Consider the following 15,692-nt stretch of genomic DNA (forward strand, 5'->3'; position numbering starts at 1 on the left):
ATTGACGTGTTCACTCATCAAAGACTTTAATTTTTTAGAAGTCTCCAGCGAGCGCCCACACAAATTATCTGATTATCTATTTTAAAGAGCGTACCGACTCGGTTACTTAGAAGCGTTCTTCTTAGTGTCTCACTCGTTGTTCTGAGTGGTTGTCCGTGTCAGCGAGTGCGTATATTAAGGATCTACAGATTTAGTGCAACCCCTTTTTTATCTTTTTATCAAAAAAGTCATTCTAAAAGCCGAAAAGACAAACTTGAATTAGGCTAAAAGGCTTATTAATAAAGGGTTACAGCACATTACTACTCAAAAAAGTTAATCCCCCCATTTTCTTTAAACACGCAAAATACACGACAAAAAAACAAAAAAGGCGCCAAGGCGCCTTTCATTGTATCCATTTCTGCTTCAAATGAAGGTCATTTAGCCACCAACATAACTCAGCATAACACCAGCAGCTACAGCCGAGCCGATGACACCCGCAACATTTGGCCCCATCGCATGCATAAGCAAGAAGTTTTGCTTGTTTGCTTCAAGACCCACTTTATTTGCTACGCGTGCAGCCATCGGCACCGCAGACACACCTGCTGCCCCGATAAGAGGGTTTATTGGATGAGCAGATACTTTATTAAGCAGTTTCGCCATCAAAACGCCCGTTGCCGTACCAATAGAGAAAGCAACCAATCCAAGAGATAGAATTCCTAACGTTTCTAAATTCAAAAATGCTTCAGAACTAAGCTTTGAACCAACACCAAGACCTAAGAATATAGTAACGATATTAATCAATGCGTTCTGCGCTGTATCACTAAGGCGATCAACTACGCCAGACTCTTTCATCAAATTACCAAAACAGAACATACCCAACAATGGAGCCGCCGAAGGCAAGAATGCAGCTGCCAATAGAGTTACCACAATAGGGAAGATTATTTTTTCTGTTTTCGTCACATGACGAAGCTGCACCATTTTGATTGCACGCTCTTCATTAGACGTCAGCGCTTTCATAATTGGTGGTTGAATGAGTGGCACCAATGCCATGTACGAATAAGCCGCTACTGCAATCGCACCCAAAAGATCTGGGGCTAATCGACTCGCTACAAAAATCGCTGTTGGCCCATCAGCGCCACCGATAATACCAATCGCAGCCGCATCCGCTAATGTGAAGTCCATGATACCGTATGCTCCCAATAGAACAGCACCGATCACCGTAGCAAAAATACCAAACTGAGCTGCTGCCCCCAATAGAAGCGTTTTAGGGTTAGCCAACATCGGACCAAAGTCGGTCATCGCCCCAACCCCCATAAATATTAGGAGTGGAAACAATCCGGTCTCAATACCGCCATGATAAATGTAGTATTGCAATCCACCCGGAGACACCATATGACCGGCAGCATCATACACAGGGGCAGCCATAAAACCAGCACCAGGAATGTTAACCAAAATTGCACCCACACCAATAGGCAACAACAACAGTGGCTCAAACCCTTTTTTGATCGCGAGGTAGATCAAAAGCATGCCAACCAACATCATAACAGCCTGTCCAAATTCCAGCTGATAGATACCAGTGTCATGATATAAATTTAATAATTTTTGTTCCATATTGAACGAACCCTTCCTCTCGAAGAAGCATATTTAACGCGACCTTCCTACCTCTATATAAGAAGGCCGCCTTTTAAAAAGGCAAACAGATAGACAAAACACTCTTTATAGGGAGACGAGAGCCTGCCCAACTTGAACCGCATCGCCTTCTTTAACATATATAGAACCAACCACTCCCGATTTAGGAGCAGATATCTCTGTTTCCATTTTCATTGCTTCCAGAACCATAATCGTTTCACCTTCTTGAACTTGCTGCCCAGGTGAAACAAGCACTTTGAATATATTGCCAGCCAAAGGAGCAGGAACATCTTCACCTCCACCAGCAGGTGCTACTGGAGCAGGCGCAGGTACTGAAGGCGCACCCCCAATTGGTTGGATCTGGCTGATATCACCACCATCCGTCACCTCAACAACATAGCTTTGACCCGAAACATTCACTGTATAAACAGCAGGCCCCTCTTCGGTTGAGTCCTTAACAGCCACCTCTTTACCTGTCGGAACAGGCTCAAACGCACTCGCATCACCACGATTTTCCAAAAATTTCAGGCCGATTTGAGGGAACAATGCGTATGTAAGCACATCATCAATAGATTCATCAGAAAGCGTAATGCCTTTTTCAGCCGCTAGAGAGTCTAACTCTTGAGTTAACTTCTCCACTTCCGGAGACAGTAAATCAGCAGGGCGACACGTAATGGGTTCTGCACCATCAAGCACACGCGTTTGCAACTCTTCATTAAACTCTGCGGGTGCTGCACCATATTCACCTTTTAGAACACCAGCAGTCTCTTTAGAGATCGACTTGTAACGCTCACCAGTCAATACGTTCAATACTGCTTGCGTACCTACAATTTGAGATGTCGGCGTCACCAATGGAATCATTCCAAGATCTTTACGCACCTTTGGAATTTCTTCCAACACTTCATCAAACTTGTCTGCTGCACCCTGCTCTTTTAGCTGATTTTCCATGTTAGTTAGCATGCCACCTGGCACCTGAGCGATCAAAATACGCGAATCCGTTCCTCTCAATGAACCTTCAAATTTGGCATATTTTTTACGCACCACACGAAAGTAAGCTGCAATTTCTTCTAGCAAAGCCAGATCCAAACCCGTGTCTCGGTTTGTTCCCTGTAGCGCCGCAACAACAGACTCTGTTGCAGAGTGACCGTATGTCATCGACATCGAGGAGATTGCAGTATCGACGCGGTCAATACCCGCTTCGATGGCCTTCAATATGGTCATATCTGACAAACCAGACGTTGCGTGAGCATGCAACTGAACCTCCAGATCAGTCTGATCCTTAAGAAGAGTTACCAATTCAAATGCGTCGTAAGGCGTTAAGATGCCAGACATATCTTTTATCGCAATCGAATCTGCACCCATATCTTCTAAGGTCTTTGCGTAGTCAACCCAAGTCTTAGTCGTATGAACCTCACTCTTAGTGTAAGAGAGAGTACCTTGAGCGTGCTTGCCAACCTCTTTTACAGATTTGATTGCTTGCTCTAAGTTACGAGGGTCATTCATCGCATCAAAAATACGAAATACATCTACACCGTTTTTAGCTGCGCGCTCAACAAATTTAGCGACAACGTCGTCCGCATAATGTCGATAGCCTAAAAGGTTTTGTCCGCGAAGAAGCATTTGCTGAGGCGTATTCGGCATCGCTTTCTTAAGCTCACGAATACGATCCCATGGATCTTCCCCGATAAATCGAATACAAGAGTCAAACGTTGCTCCCCCCCACGATTCAAGTGACCAAAAACCAACCTTATCCAATTTTTCTGCGATAGGAAGCATGTCATCGATACGTAGGCGTGTAGCAAATAGAGATTGATGTGCGTCGCGTAGTACGACATCGGTTATACCAAGAGGTTGTTTAGTTGTTGTCATAGATTCAGCCTCGGCAAAATGCGTCTGTTAATTTTATCGGTTGCGATGTTGATGTATTGCCGCTGAGATAGCGGCTACGATTTGAGGGTCTACTGTATTATTTGCCGTTACCGGTGCACTTGGCACTTTAGCAGCAGGTTGAGCCGCCTCTGGAAACAGTTTATTAACCAAGGTAGACATATAACCAGTAGCAAAAATCAGAATAACCAAGAAGAGGAACACAAAGCCCATCCCCAAGACCATTAGGCCGATACCTTCACTTACCAATTCGTTCATTGTTGCACCCTTACTTGCACGAATTATTGCCTTGTTTAGAGGCTGCGAATGTGATCTTATTCAAATTTTGAGCAGATCTTCAGTTTTGGTTGCTTATTTTTACCACAAACCAGAACAGTTTAATATTTTTTTTGCATAACAGTTTAATTCAAATCGTGAATACACATAATATAATTAATAAGCAGCCAACCAATAACTCCATCCTCTATAAGAAGAAATTCACATTAGCAGTAGCTCCGATGGAAGGAGTCATGGATCACACCATGAGATCACTCTTATCCTCTATCGGCGGAATGGATTATTTAGTTTCAGAATTTATTCGAGTTTCTCAGAACGCCATCCCTGTTACTGGTTTTAGAAGATTAGTACCTGAAATCGAAAAAAATAGCCAAACAGAGTATGGACACCCTGTTCACGTACAATTTTTAGGTAGCAATGCAGAAAGAATAGCACAAAGTGCAATAAATGCAGTGGCAGCCGGCGCAACCCATATCGACATGAATTTTGGCTGCCCAGCGAAACGAGTAAACGGCCATGGCGGAGGGTCAGTATTGCTGCAAACACCAGAACAACTGCACGAAATCATGAGCAGCCTCTATAAAGCCCTACCCAACCACATAGGCCTATCTGCAAAGATCAGATTAGGCTATGAAGATGAAGCACTGCTTTTCGAAAATGTATCCGCTATAGAAGATGCAGGAACACAGACTTTAACCGTTCACGGACGAACAAAAAAAGATGGGTACAGGCCACCCGCTAGATGGGAGAAAATTGGTGACATTAACGCCCGCAGCAAAATGCGCATTATTGCCAATGGCGATATTGAAAACTTTGATGCCTTAATGCGTTGTCACGACATAACAGGGTGTGTCGACTTCATGATCGGACGAGGCAGCTTAAGCAACCCGTTTATTTTCCAACAACTGAAAACAAAACTACAAGCCGAAGACGCATTACACTCAAATTCAATCGATACACTCACAAGAGAGCCTTTACTTCAGTTAGTAGAGCAATATCAGAAAAACCTAAGAAAAGAGTGTGATGAGTTTGCAACTATGGGGAGACTCAAGCAGTGGTGTGCGCACCTAAGAAAACATTACCCATACATAGAGACTAATTTACGAGAATTAAGAAATACCACAACGATAGAAGAATTTTTACACTTGCTCGATAAAATTGAACGCGATTAAAAATTCAAATAGAAAAAACAATAAATTCAACACAGGATAAGAATTGAACAGAAAAGTAAAACTTTAGATTTATAACAATAAGAAGGAAAACTAAGAACTATTTTAGTTTTTTTTGAATGGAGTTCGATTTGAAAAAAAGAGATAAGAATAAGTAATGGCGCATCCGGGAGGATTCGAACCTCCGACCGCTCGGTTCGTAGCCGAGTACTCTATCCAGCTGAGCTACGGATGCGTATCAATACTTTTTACAAATTTTAAATGGCGCATCCGGGAGGATTCGAACCTCCGACCGCTCGGTTCGTAGCCGAGTACTCTATCCAGCTGAGCTACGGATGCGTAAACATTTAAAATATTTTTTGCGATATTACCATTGGAAGGATAGTTACCAATATTCGCGGAACTTGTGATGGCGCATCCGGGAGGATTCGAACCTCCGACCGCTCGGTTCGTAGCCGAGTACTCTATCCAGCTGAGCTACGGATGCATCAAAATGGCGGAGAGTGAGGGATTCGAACCCTCGATGAGTGATTAACCCATACTCCCTTAGCAGGGGAGCGCCTTCGGCCACTCGGCCAACTCTCCGAAACAAGTGCGGCGTATTATAGATGCCCCAATTGTTTTGTAAAGACTTTTTTTCCAAAAAGTTTAATTTTTTTCAATTAATCTTCTAGGTTGTGTTCGTCTTGCTCTTTTTGGATGCGAAGATAGATTTCTTCACGGTGTACAGAAACATCTTTAGGAGCGTTGATACCAATACGTACTTGATTCCCTTTAACACCAAGAACAGTAACAGACACTTCATCACCAACCATTAGAGTTTCACCAACGCGACGAGTAAGAATAAGCATAATAGATCTCCTTTGAGTCCTTAATAAAAATTCGATGTCAGGAAATTCCTTCTAGGTTGTAAGAATTCCCCTACAAAACGAATTGTAGCTTCAAGCAAGACAATACGCCACCCCTAACTTGTGAGTGATTGTTAAACTTCGCTAATACCTGCTGCTGATACGTTAAGCTTGAATGCAGAATGTAACGCACGTACTGCTAGCTCCATATATTTCTCATCAATAATGACAGAAACTTTGATTTCAGAGGTAGAAATAAGCTGAATATTGATTGCATCTTCTGCGAGCGCAGAGAACATAGTACTCGCGACACCAGCGTGCGAACGCATACCAACGCCTACTATAGAAACCTTCGCGATTCTCGCGTCTGTAAGCGTGTCACGCGCGCCCAGCTCCGTTTCAATAGACTTCAGTATACCTAACGCCTTGTCGTGATCATTTCGATGCACAGTAAAGGTGAAATCCGTTGTACCATCCGCTGAAACGTTTTGAACGATCATATCGACTTCAATGTTGGCACTGCTGATTGGACCAAGAATCTTTGATGCGACTCCTGGAATATCAGGCACGCCTTTTAAAGTGAGTTTGGCTTCGTCTCGCGTAAATGCAATACCAGATACGGCAGGTTGCTCCATAGTGTCGTTCTCCTCAGTTGTTATCAAAGTGCCTTCGCCATCTTTAAAACTGGAAAGCACTCGCAAAGGCACTTGATACTTACCAGCAAACTCTACTGAACGGATCTGTAAAACTTTTGACCCAAGGCTGGCCATTTCCAGCATTTCTTCAAACGTGATCTTTTCTAAACGTCGAGCGCTGTCAACAACACGAGGGTCCGTCGTATATACACCGTCTACATCAGTATAAATCTGACATTCATCCGCTTTTAGTGCCGCCGCCAGTGCAACGCCCGTTGTATCGGAGCCACCACGACCCAGCGTGGTAATATTGCCTTGCTCATCCGCCCCTTGAAAACCAGCGACCACAACAACGCGCCCAGCATCAAGATCTTTGCGCATACGTTCAGTATCAATCTCTTCAATACGTGCTTTGCCATGTGCGCTGTCAGTTTGAATACGGACTTGAGAACCGGTATAGGACACAGCAGAAAGGCCGCGCTTCATTAATGCCATAGACAATAGCGCAATTGTTACTTGCTCACCTGTCGACAACAACACATCCATTTCGCGTGCATCTGGCGCATCTTGAATACTTTTTGCCAAAGCTATTAAACGATTGGTTTCACCACTCATCGCGGAAACGGCCACAACAATATCATCACCTTGCTGCTTGTGTTTCAGCACTCTATCTGCCACGGCCTCAATTCGTTCTACCGAACCAACGGACGTGCCGCCATATTTTTGTACTAACAACGCCATAATGTTTATCTACTCTAATGTAACTCCGCCACCGAAATAACCTTAAATCAAGGTATCGCAGTGGCGGAATATTCCTGTTACTTTAAGAACCCATTTTGATAACGCGACCTATGCCGTTATGGCATTAGACGCGCTCTTTTACCCAATCAGGCACTCGCTCCAACGCCTCAGGCAAAGCACTCGGGTTATTCCCTCCCGCTTGCGCCATGTCTGGGCGGCCACCGCCTTTACCATCTACTAAAGGCGCTACCATTTTGATCAGGTCGCCTGCCTTCACTTTTTTGGTTAACTCTTTTGTTACGCCAGCGATAAGGCTTACCTTACCGTCATTAACTGTCGCAAGAAGGATTACCGCAGACTCAAGTTTACTCTTCAGTTGATCTAGCAGATCACGAAGCGCTTTCGGATCAGATTCAACTTGAGCAACCAACAGTTTGCCACCTTCAATATCAACGGCTTGAGCAGCAAGATCGCTACCCGCAGCGGCTGCCAGCTTAGATTTCAACGCCTCAATTTCTTTTTGCAACGCACGCGCTTGATCGTTAAGTGCCGTTACCTTTTCAAGAGCATTGTCTTTATTGCCTTTGACGATCGCAGCAACGCCACTCAATGCGTTCTCTGAATGACGTACTGCATCAATTGCCGCTTTCCCAGTAACCGCCTCAATACGACGAACACCCGCAGCAATGCCACCTTCCGTTAGAATTTTGAAAAGGCCAATATCTCCGGTACGTTTAACATGAGTACCACCACACAATTCAACAGAGTAATCCGCTCCCATAGTGAGTACACGCACTTCACTGTCGTATTTTTCCCCGAACAGAGCCATCGCACCTTTTTCTTTCGCAGAGTCGATGTCCATGATTTCGGTTGTTACTTCATGGTTTAAACGAATTTGCTCATTAACCATGTCTTCAACTTGTTCAATTTCAGCGTCTGTTAAGCCTTCAAAGTGTGAGAAGTCGAAACGCAATCGTTCAGCATTAACCAACGAACCTTTTTGATTAACATGATCACCTACAATACGGCGAAGCGCTTCATGAACCAAATGAGTGGCTGAATGGTTTAACCCTGTTGCATTACGCATGGTACGATCCACTTGTGCCGAAACCGTATCGCCCACTTTAATAGAGCCTTCTTTAAGCTCACCTTGATGCAAATGCGCTTTGCCTTGCTTCGTAGTATTTGAAACTTTGAACGCACCTGGACCGCGTAACCAACCTTGATCTCCAACTTGTCCACCCGATTCGCCGTAAAATGGCGTCGAATTTAGCAAGATAATGGCTTCTTGGCCTGCTGACACTTCTTCAACATTTGAACCGTCAACGATCAATGCTTCGACAACACTCTCACCTTCTAGCTCAGTGTAGCCTGTAAATTCTGTTTCAGAATCAATTGATACATCACCTGACATATCCATGCTGAAGTTGCTTGCTGAACGAGCACGAGCACGCTGCTCTTCCATTGCTGCTTCAAAGCCAGCTTCATCGATTTCTAACTCATTTTCACGAGCAACGTCGTTCGTCAAATCTGCAGGGAACCCGTAAGTGTCATATAACTTGAATACGGTTTGACCTGGAATGATCTTGCTATCACCTAATTCAGAGATTGCGTCTTCAAGAATTCGCATACCCTGATCAAGCGTTTTGGCAAATTGCTCTTCTTCTTTAAGCAAGATAGAGGCAACACGCTCTTTCAGCTTTCTCAATTCTGGGTATGCTTCACCCATTTCAGCATCCAGCGCCTCAACCAATTTATGGAAGAACACACCCTTTTGACCTAATTTATTGCCGTGACGAATCGCGCGACGAATAATACGGCGCAAAACGTAACCACGACCTTCATTAGAAGGCACAACACCGTCCACAATCATGAAAGAACAAGAGCGAATATGGTCAGCGATGACGCGAAGCGACTGACTGGTTAAGTCGTCTGTTCCAACTGCGTTGGCAGATGCTTTAATCAAGTTTTGAAACAAGTCGATTTCATAGTTACTGTGAACACCTTGCAAAATAGCAGCAATACGCTCAAGCCCCATACCTGTATCAACAGAAGGTTTTGGCAGTGGCGCCATATCCCCATTCGCTGAACGGTTAAATTGCATGAAGACGACGTTCCAAATTTCTATAAAACGATCGCCATCTTCTTCAGGAGAACCTGGAGGCCCACCCCAAATATGCGCACCATGATCATAGAAAACTTCTGTACAAGGACCGCATGGGCCAGTGTCGCCCATCTGCCAAAAGTTGTCTGATGCATAACGTGAACCTTTGTTATCACCGATGCGGATGATTTTCTCTTTTGGCAATCCGATTTCTTTATGCCAAATGTCGAAAGCCTCATCGTCATCTGCATAAACAGTAACAAGCAGTTTGTCTTCTGGCAGCTTGGCCACTTTTGTTAGGAATTCCCAAGCGTATGCAATTGCATCCTGCTTGAAGTAATCACCAAAACTGAAATTACCCAGCATTTCAAAGAATGTATGATGACGTGCCGTATATCCGACATTCTCTAAATCATTGTGTTTACCACCCGCTCGTACACAACGTTGTGATGTGGTCGCTCGTGTATAATTGCGTTTGTCTGTGCCTAAAAACACATCTTTAAACTGCACCATACCGGCATTGGTAAATAACAAGGTCGGATCGTTGCCCGGAATCAAAGAACTTGATTCAACAATCTGGTGTTGCTTACTTTCAAAGTAAGACAAAAATGACTGACGTAACTCAGAACTTTTCATAGTTGGATGAGACTCTATTTCTAGTTTCTTGGCGAATAAGTATGTGTAAATGCGATTTCAATTTAACGCACTGTTGGCGTTGAAAACCTGTCATTGTACACACAAAAAGTCGGTATATTAAAAATGGGACAGATTTTAAGCCTATTTAGATTAAAAGGTAAACACAGACAACAAAAAACACGCTTATATCCCTGATTATTCCCTGCCTTACCAAAGTTAAAGGCTAAGGTTAATCCGTGTCATTTTCGGATGTGTAAACTCTCAAAGGTCGCTTCGTCATTCGAGTAACCAATTCATAACCTATGGTACCTGCCATAAGTGCAACCTCTTCTACAGGAACACTTCCTCCCCATAGCTCTACTTCCTCACCTAATTGAACAGCGCGTTCTTGATTCGACAGTTTTACAGTAATCATATCCATCGAAACTCGTCCCACGAGTTCGCCTGAATCACCGCTAATCATTACAGGTGTGCCGTTCTGTGTACTGCGTGGATAACCGTCACCGTAACCGACCGCTACCGTTGCTATCTGATGTGGTTTTTCGGCTTTGTATGTTTGACCATAGCCAATCGCATCACCCGCTTCAACGTCACGAACTGAAATCACCTTAGAGGTCAATTTCATTGCCGGCTTAAGACCTAATTGCTCCCCCGAAACATCCGCAAATGGAGAAATGCCATACAACATAATTCCTGGACGAATCCAGCCACCTTCAGGCACCGTCCATTTCATTATCGCCGCGGAGTTTGCAACACTTGTAGGGATTGAGCCAATTGATTGATTCACTCCTTCGAATAACGCTAATTGCTTAATCGTTTCTAAATTCGAAAGGTCATCAGCACATGAGAAATGCGTCATAAGGACGACTTCTTTGACTAAACCAGAATCCTTAAGTGTTTTAACCACATACTCAGTACCTTCTTGATCAAGGCCAAGTCGGTGCATTCCTGTATCAAGCTTCACAAATACCTTTTCTATTTGGCTTCCTGAATCCAATAGCCACTCGAGCTGTACACGGTTTTCAATGACGCTCCAAAAGCCTAACTCTTCACATAAAGGCCACTCGCTTTGCTCAAACACACCCTCAAGTAAAAGAATGGGGGACGTGATATTCGCCTCTCTCAGTTCGATTGCTTCTTCAATCGCCGCCACAGCAAACGCATCCACGACATCATCAAGATACGCAGCGACGTTAACTGCACCGTGCCCATAGGCATCACTCTTTACCACCGCCAGTGCGTTGCATGTCGGATGTAACTTCTTAGAAAACCTGTAATTTTCTTTAATTGCTTCAAGGTCTATTGTCGCTATAAGGGGTCGAGCCATGTATCTCTCTCTTTAAGGAAGTATCTGAATTCTCTGTTTTTTCATACCATTAGCAATAAACGCAGGCAGTGCGCCCATGGAATTGAATATAACAAAACTGGGCTCTTGTTTGGCGCTAACATTCCAACTTTTCTATATACTAAAGGCGCAGCATATACACCTATTCGCCGCGTTATGTGGTCAGCACTCATATATTTAGGAAAAACTCTGAATACGAGTGTTGGGCAAACTTATAGAGTTTCATAAATTATAGAAAGAGCCGACAGCACGCTCTACGAATAATAAAAAACGTATTTTCCCTTTTATCAGTAGTAAAAAGATATGACACAAAACGAAATCTACGACAATGCTATGTTGATTCTGTCTCAACGAGATCACAGCATTAAAGAGATCAAAGAAAAGCTGGCAAAGAAGGAAGCAGATTCAGAGTTAATAGACGCAGTAATCGCTCTTCTTCTCGAATATAACTATTTGAACGATCGTCGCTTTGCTCAAATTTATATACGATCCAAAGCGTCTCGATTGTACGGCCAATTTCGCATCAGGCAAGAACTCAAACAAAAAGGAGTAACCCAAGAAGACATTGCGATTGCGTTCGACGAAGAACCCGTCGATTGGTATGAGAATGCAAAATCGCTTCGTCACAGGAAGTTCGGAACATTGGTTCCCAGTGATTTCAAAGCAAAATCGAAACAGATGCGCTATTTACAGAGCCACGGTTTTAGTTTTGATGAGATTAACTACTCATTTGAGCCTGAAGAACACTAAGATCGATTTTAAGACATCATGGCATTTAGGTATTTTTCTTCCATTACAACATATTGCGCTTGAACCATTTCAATTCTTTGATCTAAATCGACAATCATATCTTTGAGTTCAAGCGTGTCTTGATCGTCCTTACTCAATTCTGATAACTCATCTTTGAGTTTTTGTAGCTCTCTTGAGAGCTCACCGTTTACCTCTTTCAGGTTTTCTATTTCTTCTCTGATTTGGTTTTCATTTACAACGGATTGAATGTCTACTTTTTCACCTCGAAGAGCGGCCTCTAACGTCTCATCGAGCGCGTCTTTCTTTTCTCTCAGCTTATCCAGATCCAATTCGAGCATTTCTACATACAGCTCAGATTCACTTACCATGGCTCGTAGTTCGCCGACTTTTCCACCTTGTTCGGCGTGAAATTCCTGAGACTCTTGGGTCAATGGAATGTCGCTAAGCAGTTTTTCCATATTGTTCATAGCAGAGTATTCTTGCTCAATGACATCGCGCCATTCCTCAGAACCTGAGTTTGCTCTCTGCTTCTCTTGCAACATCGCGCCTTTATGAAGAAGCTCTGCTTCTCGGCGTCGAACATCGACGTTCAAATTGTGTTTGATGGTCTGAACACTCGCCAGCTTATTTTCCAAAGCCTTAATCACTTTATTGTTCTCAAGCATGGCTTTTTCCATGCGTGCCACCGCAATGTCAGCAGTATCAATGTGCTTGTCTCGGATCGTGCGCTCTTTCGCTTCTTTCAATTGCTTCTTAAGGTCTGCAATTGCTTCTGCTTGATAATCAGCCAAATGCTTCAAGTCACTGATTTTATGGTTCATTTCATCGGCAACAGGCGCGAGAAAATCATTACCTAACGCGCCATCTAAGAAATCATCCAAAGCAGAATGGTATTCATCGGAATGAGCTGCGGTCTCAGAATGAGATTCACGTTTAAGGCGCTCAGCTAAATCATACATACTCGCAATTTCGGCACGCAGCTCGGCAAGCTCTTGATCTAATTCCGTTTCGTGTAGTAGTTTGGCTTGAGCCTTATCAAGCTGAAGATTCAAATTCGCGGTCACGTTCATTTGAGCGAAGACTTGATCGCCCGTTTTTTGAACAATTTTATTTATCTGTTTAAGTAATTTGGTATTGATGGACAATTTACGCAGCATCATTTCGACATCCTGCGCATCCATAAGCCGCTCAACCAGCGGCGTAAACGCATCTAATAAGCGTTCTGTCTCTTTGATTTCATGGTTGTTGGACAACAGTGTAATTTCGACATCGAGAAACGTCTGCCAACAGGTCAGTATCGCTTTTTCATGCGCACTGGTTTGACCGTATTGCTCTAGTAAAGTCTCACATACTGCGCTTTGCTCCATGAGCAGCGATACCCATATATCCTTATCTTGTGTGATATTTTTTCCTGAGTCTGTAGGGCCGCCTCCCGATGCATTCTCGGAATGCTCTGCACCCTCACCCGACGACTCATTATCAGGTGAAAGCTTCTGACGCCGAACATACAAATACCAGCCTGCTGATATCAAGCACGTCGTTGCAGAAAATGCTGCTGCCCCAATAAGTAACCAAGACAAAAAACTCATCAAATTCTTCCTTAACTTTTGGCAAAAAGTCCACGATCGACACACAAAATAAGAACGTGAACTTTCAAGAATAAAGAGGAACGATGATCTACGCTAGAGCCCGCTGCAAAAAACAACAAACTATTGCATTTATTATTCAACCGTTACGGATTTGGCCAAGTTTCTGGGCTGATCCACATCCGTTCCTCGTTCTACCGCTGTAAAATAGGACAATAATTGTACTGCCACGCTGCTAATAAACGGAGCCAGAATTTCATTGACCGTAGGAAGTTCAATGCTGTAATCCGCATAACTCTTACACATTTCGCATCCCAATTTGTCACTAATGAGCAAGACTTTTGCGCCGCGCGCTCTCACCTCTTGTAAATTAGAGACAACTTTTTCAAATAAACGATCATAAGGCGCAACAACCACAACGGGCATACCTTCATCAATAAGCGCTATTGGGCCATGTTTTAGTTCACCTGCCGCATACCCTTCGGCATGAATATAAGAAATCTCTTTGAGCTTTAACGCGCCTTCAAGCGCGATCGGATAACATTGTCCTCGTCCTAAAAATATAGCACTAGTCGCTTGATTAAAAAGAGGTAAAACGTCTTTAACCCGCATCTCTTTCATTAAAACTTGATGCATACTGCTTACAACATCATGTTCTGGCGAGCGCCCGAGACTTTTTAACAGCGCCTGACCGCATTGCCGTTGATGCGCGGCTTTCTTAACGAGATGAAAAAGAACAGCCAATTGAGAGGTAAATGCTTTGGTTGAGGCCACGCCTATTTCGGGACCACACAATGTTCGCAACACGCAATCCGAATCACGTGCTATCGAACTGTTCGGCACATTAACGATTGAAAGGCAGTACTGGTTCTTCGATTTAGCAAAACGCAGAGCTGCGAGCGTATCCGCCGTCTCACCACTTTGAGAAATAAATAGACACCCACCTTGTTGACTCATCGGTGGCTCTCGATATCGGAATTCGCTCGCGAGGTCGACCTCAACATTCAATTCCGCAATTCTCTCAAACCAGTATTTCGCAACTAAACCTGCGTAATAGCTAGTACCACAAGCCACAATCTGAAGTTTGTCGAATTGAGTGAAATCGACTTCTTCCGATCTTGCAACACTGACACTGGAAAGCCCTTCCCACGTTCTCGCCAACGCACTGGGTTGCTCGTGAATTTCTTTTAACATAAAGTGATCATAGCTTCCTTTAGAGGCTGAAAACTGATCATAATCCACTTTTACCTTTTTGCGATCTACAACAAAACCGTCGTAATCCGTGATGTCTACGCCGTCTGCTTTTACGAGCGCGATATCATCTTCTTCCAAATACAATATTTCATCCGCTAAGCCAGAGGTCGCCACCATATCAGACGCGATAAAAGCAGAATCGGAATTAAATCCGACCACTAATGGGCTTCCTCTTCGCGTTGCAATGATTTGATCATCAACACCTTTAATGATGATCGCCAGCGCAAACGTACCTTGCACATCGTTCATGGCATAACGAACCGCTTCTATGGGATCATCACATTGTGTCAAATACAAAGCAATTAAATGAGGCAGGACTTCCGTGTCTGTTTCACTAAAAAAACGTACGCCACTGGCTTTAAGTTGCTCTCTAAGGTCATCTGCATTTTCAATAATCCCATTGTGGACAACGGCGACATTTGTCGCTCTATGAGGATGGGCATTCAGCTCTGTCGGCTTTCCATGGGTTGCCCAGCGAGTATGAGCAATACCCGTTGCACCGCTCAATGGCCAGTCTCTGATCATACTTTCCAGATTCACCAACTTCCCTGGGGCTCGACGGCAACTGATGTTCCCTTTTTGCAAAGTTGCAATACCTGCTGAATCGTATCCACGATATTCCAACGCTTTTAACCCTTTCAAAAGAGTATGAGACGCTTTTTCATCATTCACAACACCAAAGATTCCGCACATGCGAACCTCCTAATAATCAACGTGTACGTTAATATTGCGAACGATATGCCAACTTTAAAAATATATTAAAGCGTTGTTTTTATTGGATTTTAATAATGTAAACTAGGACTAACCATGAGCCGAATTGCTTTTTGAAAATATCATTAGCAAATTGCAAAGC

The 15,692-nt window shown here is 43.6% G+C and carries 11 protein-coding genes and 4 tRNA genes; 2 read left to right on the forward strand and 13 right to left on the reverse strand.

The window, feature by feature from the left end:
* Positions 1–417: 417 nt before the first annotated feature.
* The 3 genes from DFP79_RS00985 to DFP79_RS00995 all read right to left on the reverse strand — a co-directional run bounded on the left by DFP79_RS00985 (position 418) and on the right by DFP79_RS00995 (position 3,753).
* Complete coding sequence (locus DFP79_RS00985; protein ID WP_133502099.1) at positions 418–1,590, reverse strand: sodium ion-translocating decarboxylase subunit beta; 1,173 nt, start codon at positions 1,588–1,590, stop codon at positions 418–420.
* A 105-nt stretch (positions 1,591–1,695) separates the two neighbouring features.
* Positions 1,696–3,477, reverse strand: a complete 1,782-nt coding sequence (oadA, locus tag DFP79_RS00990) for a sodium-extruding oxaloacetate decarboxylase subunit alpha (protein WP_133502100.1) — start codon at positions 3,475–3,477, stop codon at positions 1,696–1,698.
* A 33-nt stretch (positions 3,478–3,510) separates the two neighbouring features.
* Positions 3,511–3,753 (reverse strand): OadG family protein, encoded by a 243-nt coding sequence (locus tag DFP79_RS00995; RefSeq protein ID WP_133502101.1) that lies wholly within the window; start codon positions 3,751–3,753, stop codon positions 3,511–3,513.
* Positions 3,754–3,992: 239 nt separating this feature from the next.
* On the opposite strand from DFP79_RS00995, the gene DFP79_RS01000 reads away from it, so the two are divergent.
* Positions 3,993–4,943 carry a tRNA dihydrouridine synthase gene (locus DFP79_RS01000; protein ID WP_133502102.1) on the forward strand — a complete coding sequence of 317 codons (951 nt, stop codon included), beginning with the start codon at positions 3,993–3,995 and terminating at the stop codon, positions 4,941–4,943.
* 155 nt (positions 4,944–5,098) lie between these two features.
* Here DFP79_RS01000 and DFP79_RS01005 read toward each other — a convergent pair.
* From DFP79_RS01005 to alr, 8 genes are all read right to left on the reverse strand, one after another.
* A tRNA-Arg gene (locus DFP79_RS01005) sits at positions 5,099–5,175 on the reverse strand.
* Between the two features lie 27 nt (positions 5,176–5,202).
* Positions 5,203–5,279 (reverse strand) — tRNA-Arg (locus tag DFP79_RS01010).
* Positions 5,280–5,350: 71 nt separating this feature from the next.
* A tRNA-Arg gene (locus tag DFP79_RS01015) sits at positions 5,351–5,427 on the reverse strand.
* A gap of 7 nt (positions 5,428–5,434) precedes the next feature.
* Positions 5,435–5,525 (reverse strand) — tRNA-Ser (locus DFP79_RS01020).
* Positions 5,526–5,602: 77 nt separating this feature from the next.
* The gene (gene csrA, locus DFP79_RS01025; RefSeq protein ID WP_013659940.1) at positions 5,603–5,791 is read right to left on the reverse strand and encodes a carbon storage regulator CsrA; all 189 of its coding nucleotides are present in this window, start codon (positions 5,789–5,791) and stop codon (positions 5,603–5,605) included.
* Positions 5,792–5,922: 131 nt separating this feature from the next.
* Positions 5,923–7,164, reverse strand: coding sequence for an aspartate kinase (locus DFP79_RS01030; RefSeq protein ID WP_133502103.1), 1,242 nt, complete (start codon positions 7,162–7,164; stop codon positions 5,923–5,925).
* A 124-nt stretch (positions 7,165–7,288) separates the two neighbouring features.
* Positions 7,289–9,904 carry an alanine--tRNA ligase gene (gene alaS, locus DFP79_RS01035; RefSeq protein WP_133502104.1) on the reverse strand — a complete coding sequence of 872 codons (2,616 nt, stop codon included), beginning with the start codon at positions 9,902–9,904 and terminating at the stop codon, positions 7,289–7,291.
* A 229-nt stretch (positions 9,905–10,133) separates the two neighbouring features.
* Complete coding sequence (gene alr, locus DFP79_RS01040; RefSeq protein ID WP_133502105.1) at positions 10,134–11,231, reverse strand: alanine racemase; 1,098 nt, start codon at positions 11,229–11,231, stop codon at positions 10,134–10,136.
* A 321-nt stretch (positions 11,232–11,552) separates the two neighbouring features.
* Here alr and DFP79_RS01045 point away from each other — a divergent pair, with 321 nt between their 5' ends.
* Positions 11,553–11,999 (forward strand): regulatory protein RecX, encoded by a 447-nt coding sequence (locus DFP79_RS01045; protein WP_133502106.1) that lies wholly within the window; start codon positions 11,553–11,555, stop codon positions 11,997–11,999.
* A gap of 8 nt (positions 12,000–12,007) precedes the next feature.
* Here the strand turns inward: DFP79_RS01045 and DFP79_RS01050 are convergent, their stop codons facing one another.
* Both DFP79_RS01050 and glmS read right to left on the reverse strand, forming a co-directional pair.
* A complete protein-coding gene (locus DFP79_RS01050) occupies positions 12,008–13,588 on the reverse strand; it encodes a coiled-coil domain-containing protein (RefSeq protein ID WP_133502107.1) in 1,581 nt (526 codons plus the stop codon).
* 132 nt (positions 13,589–13,720) lie between these two features.
* Positions 13,721–15,532, reverse strand: coding sequence for a glutamine--fructose-6-phosphate transaminase (isomerizing) (glmS, locus tag DFP79_RS01055; protein ID WP_133502108.1), 1,812 nt, complete (start codon positions 15,530–15,532; stop codon positions 13,721–13,723).
* Between the last annotated feature and the right edge of the window lie 160 nt (positions 15,533–15,692).

Source organism: Marinomonas balearica (genome assembly GCF_004362145.1).
GTDB classification, from domain to species: domain Bacteria; phylum Pseudomonadota; class Gammaproteobacteria; order Pseudomonadales; family Marinomonadaceae; genus Marinomonas; species Marinomonas balearica.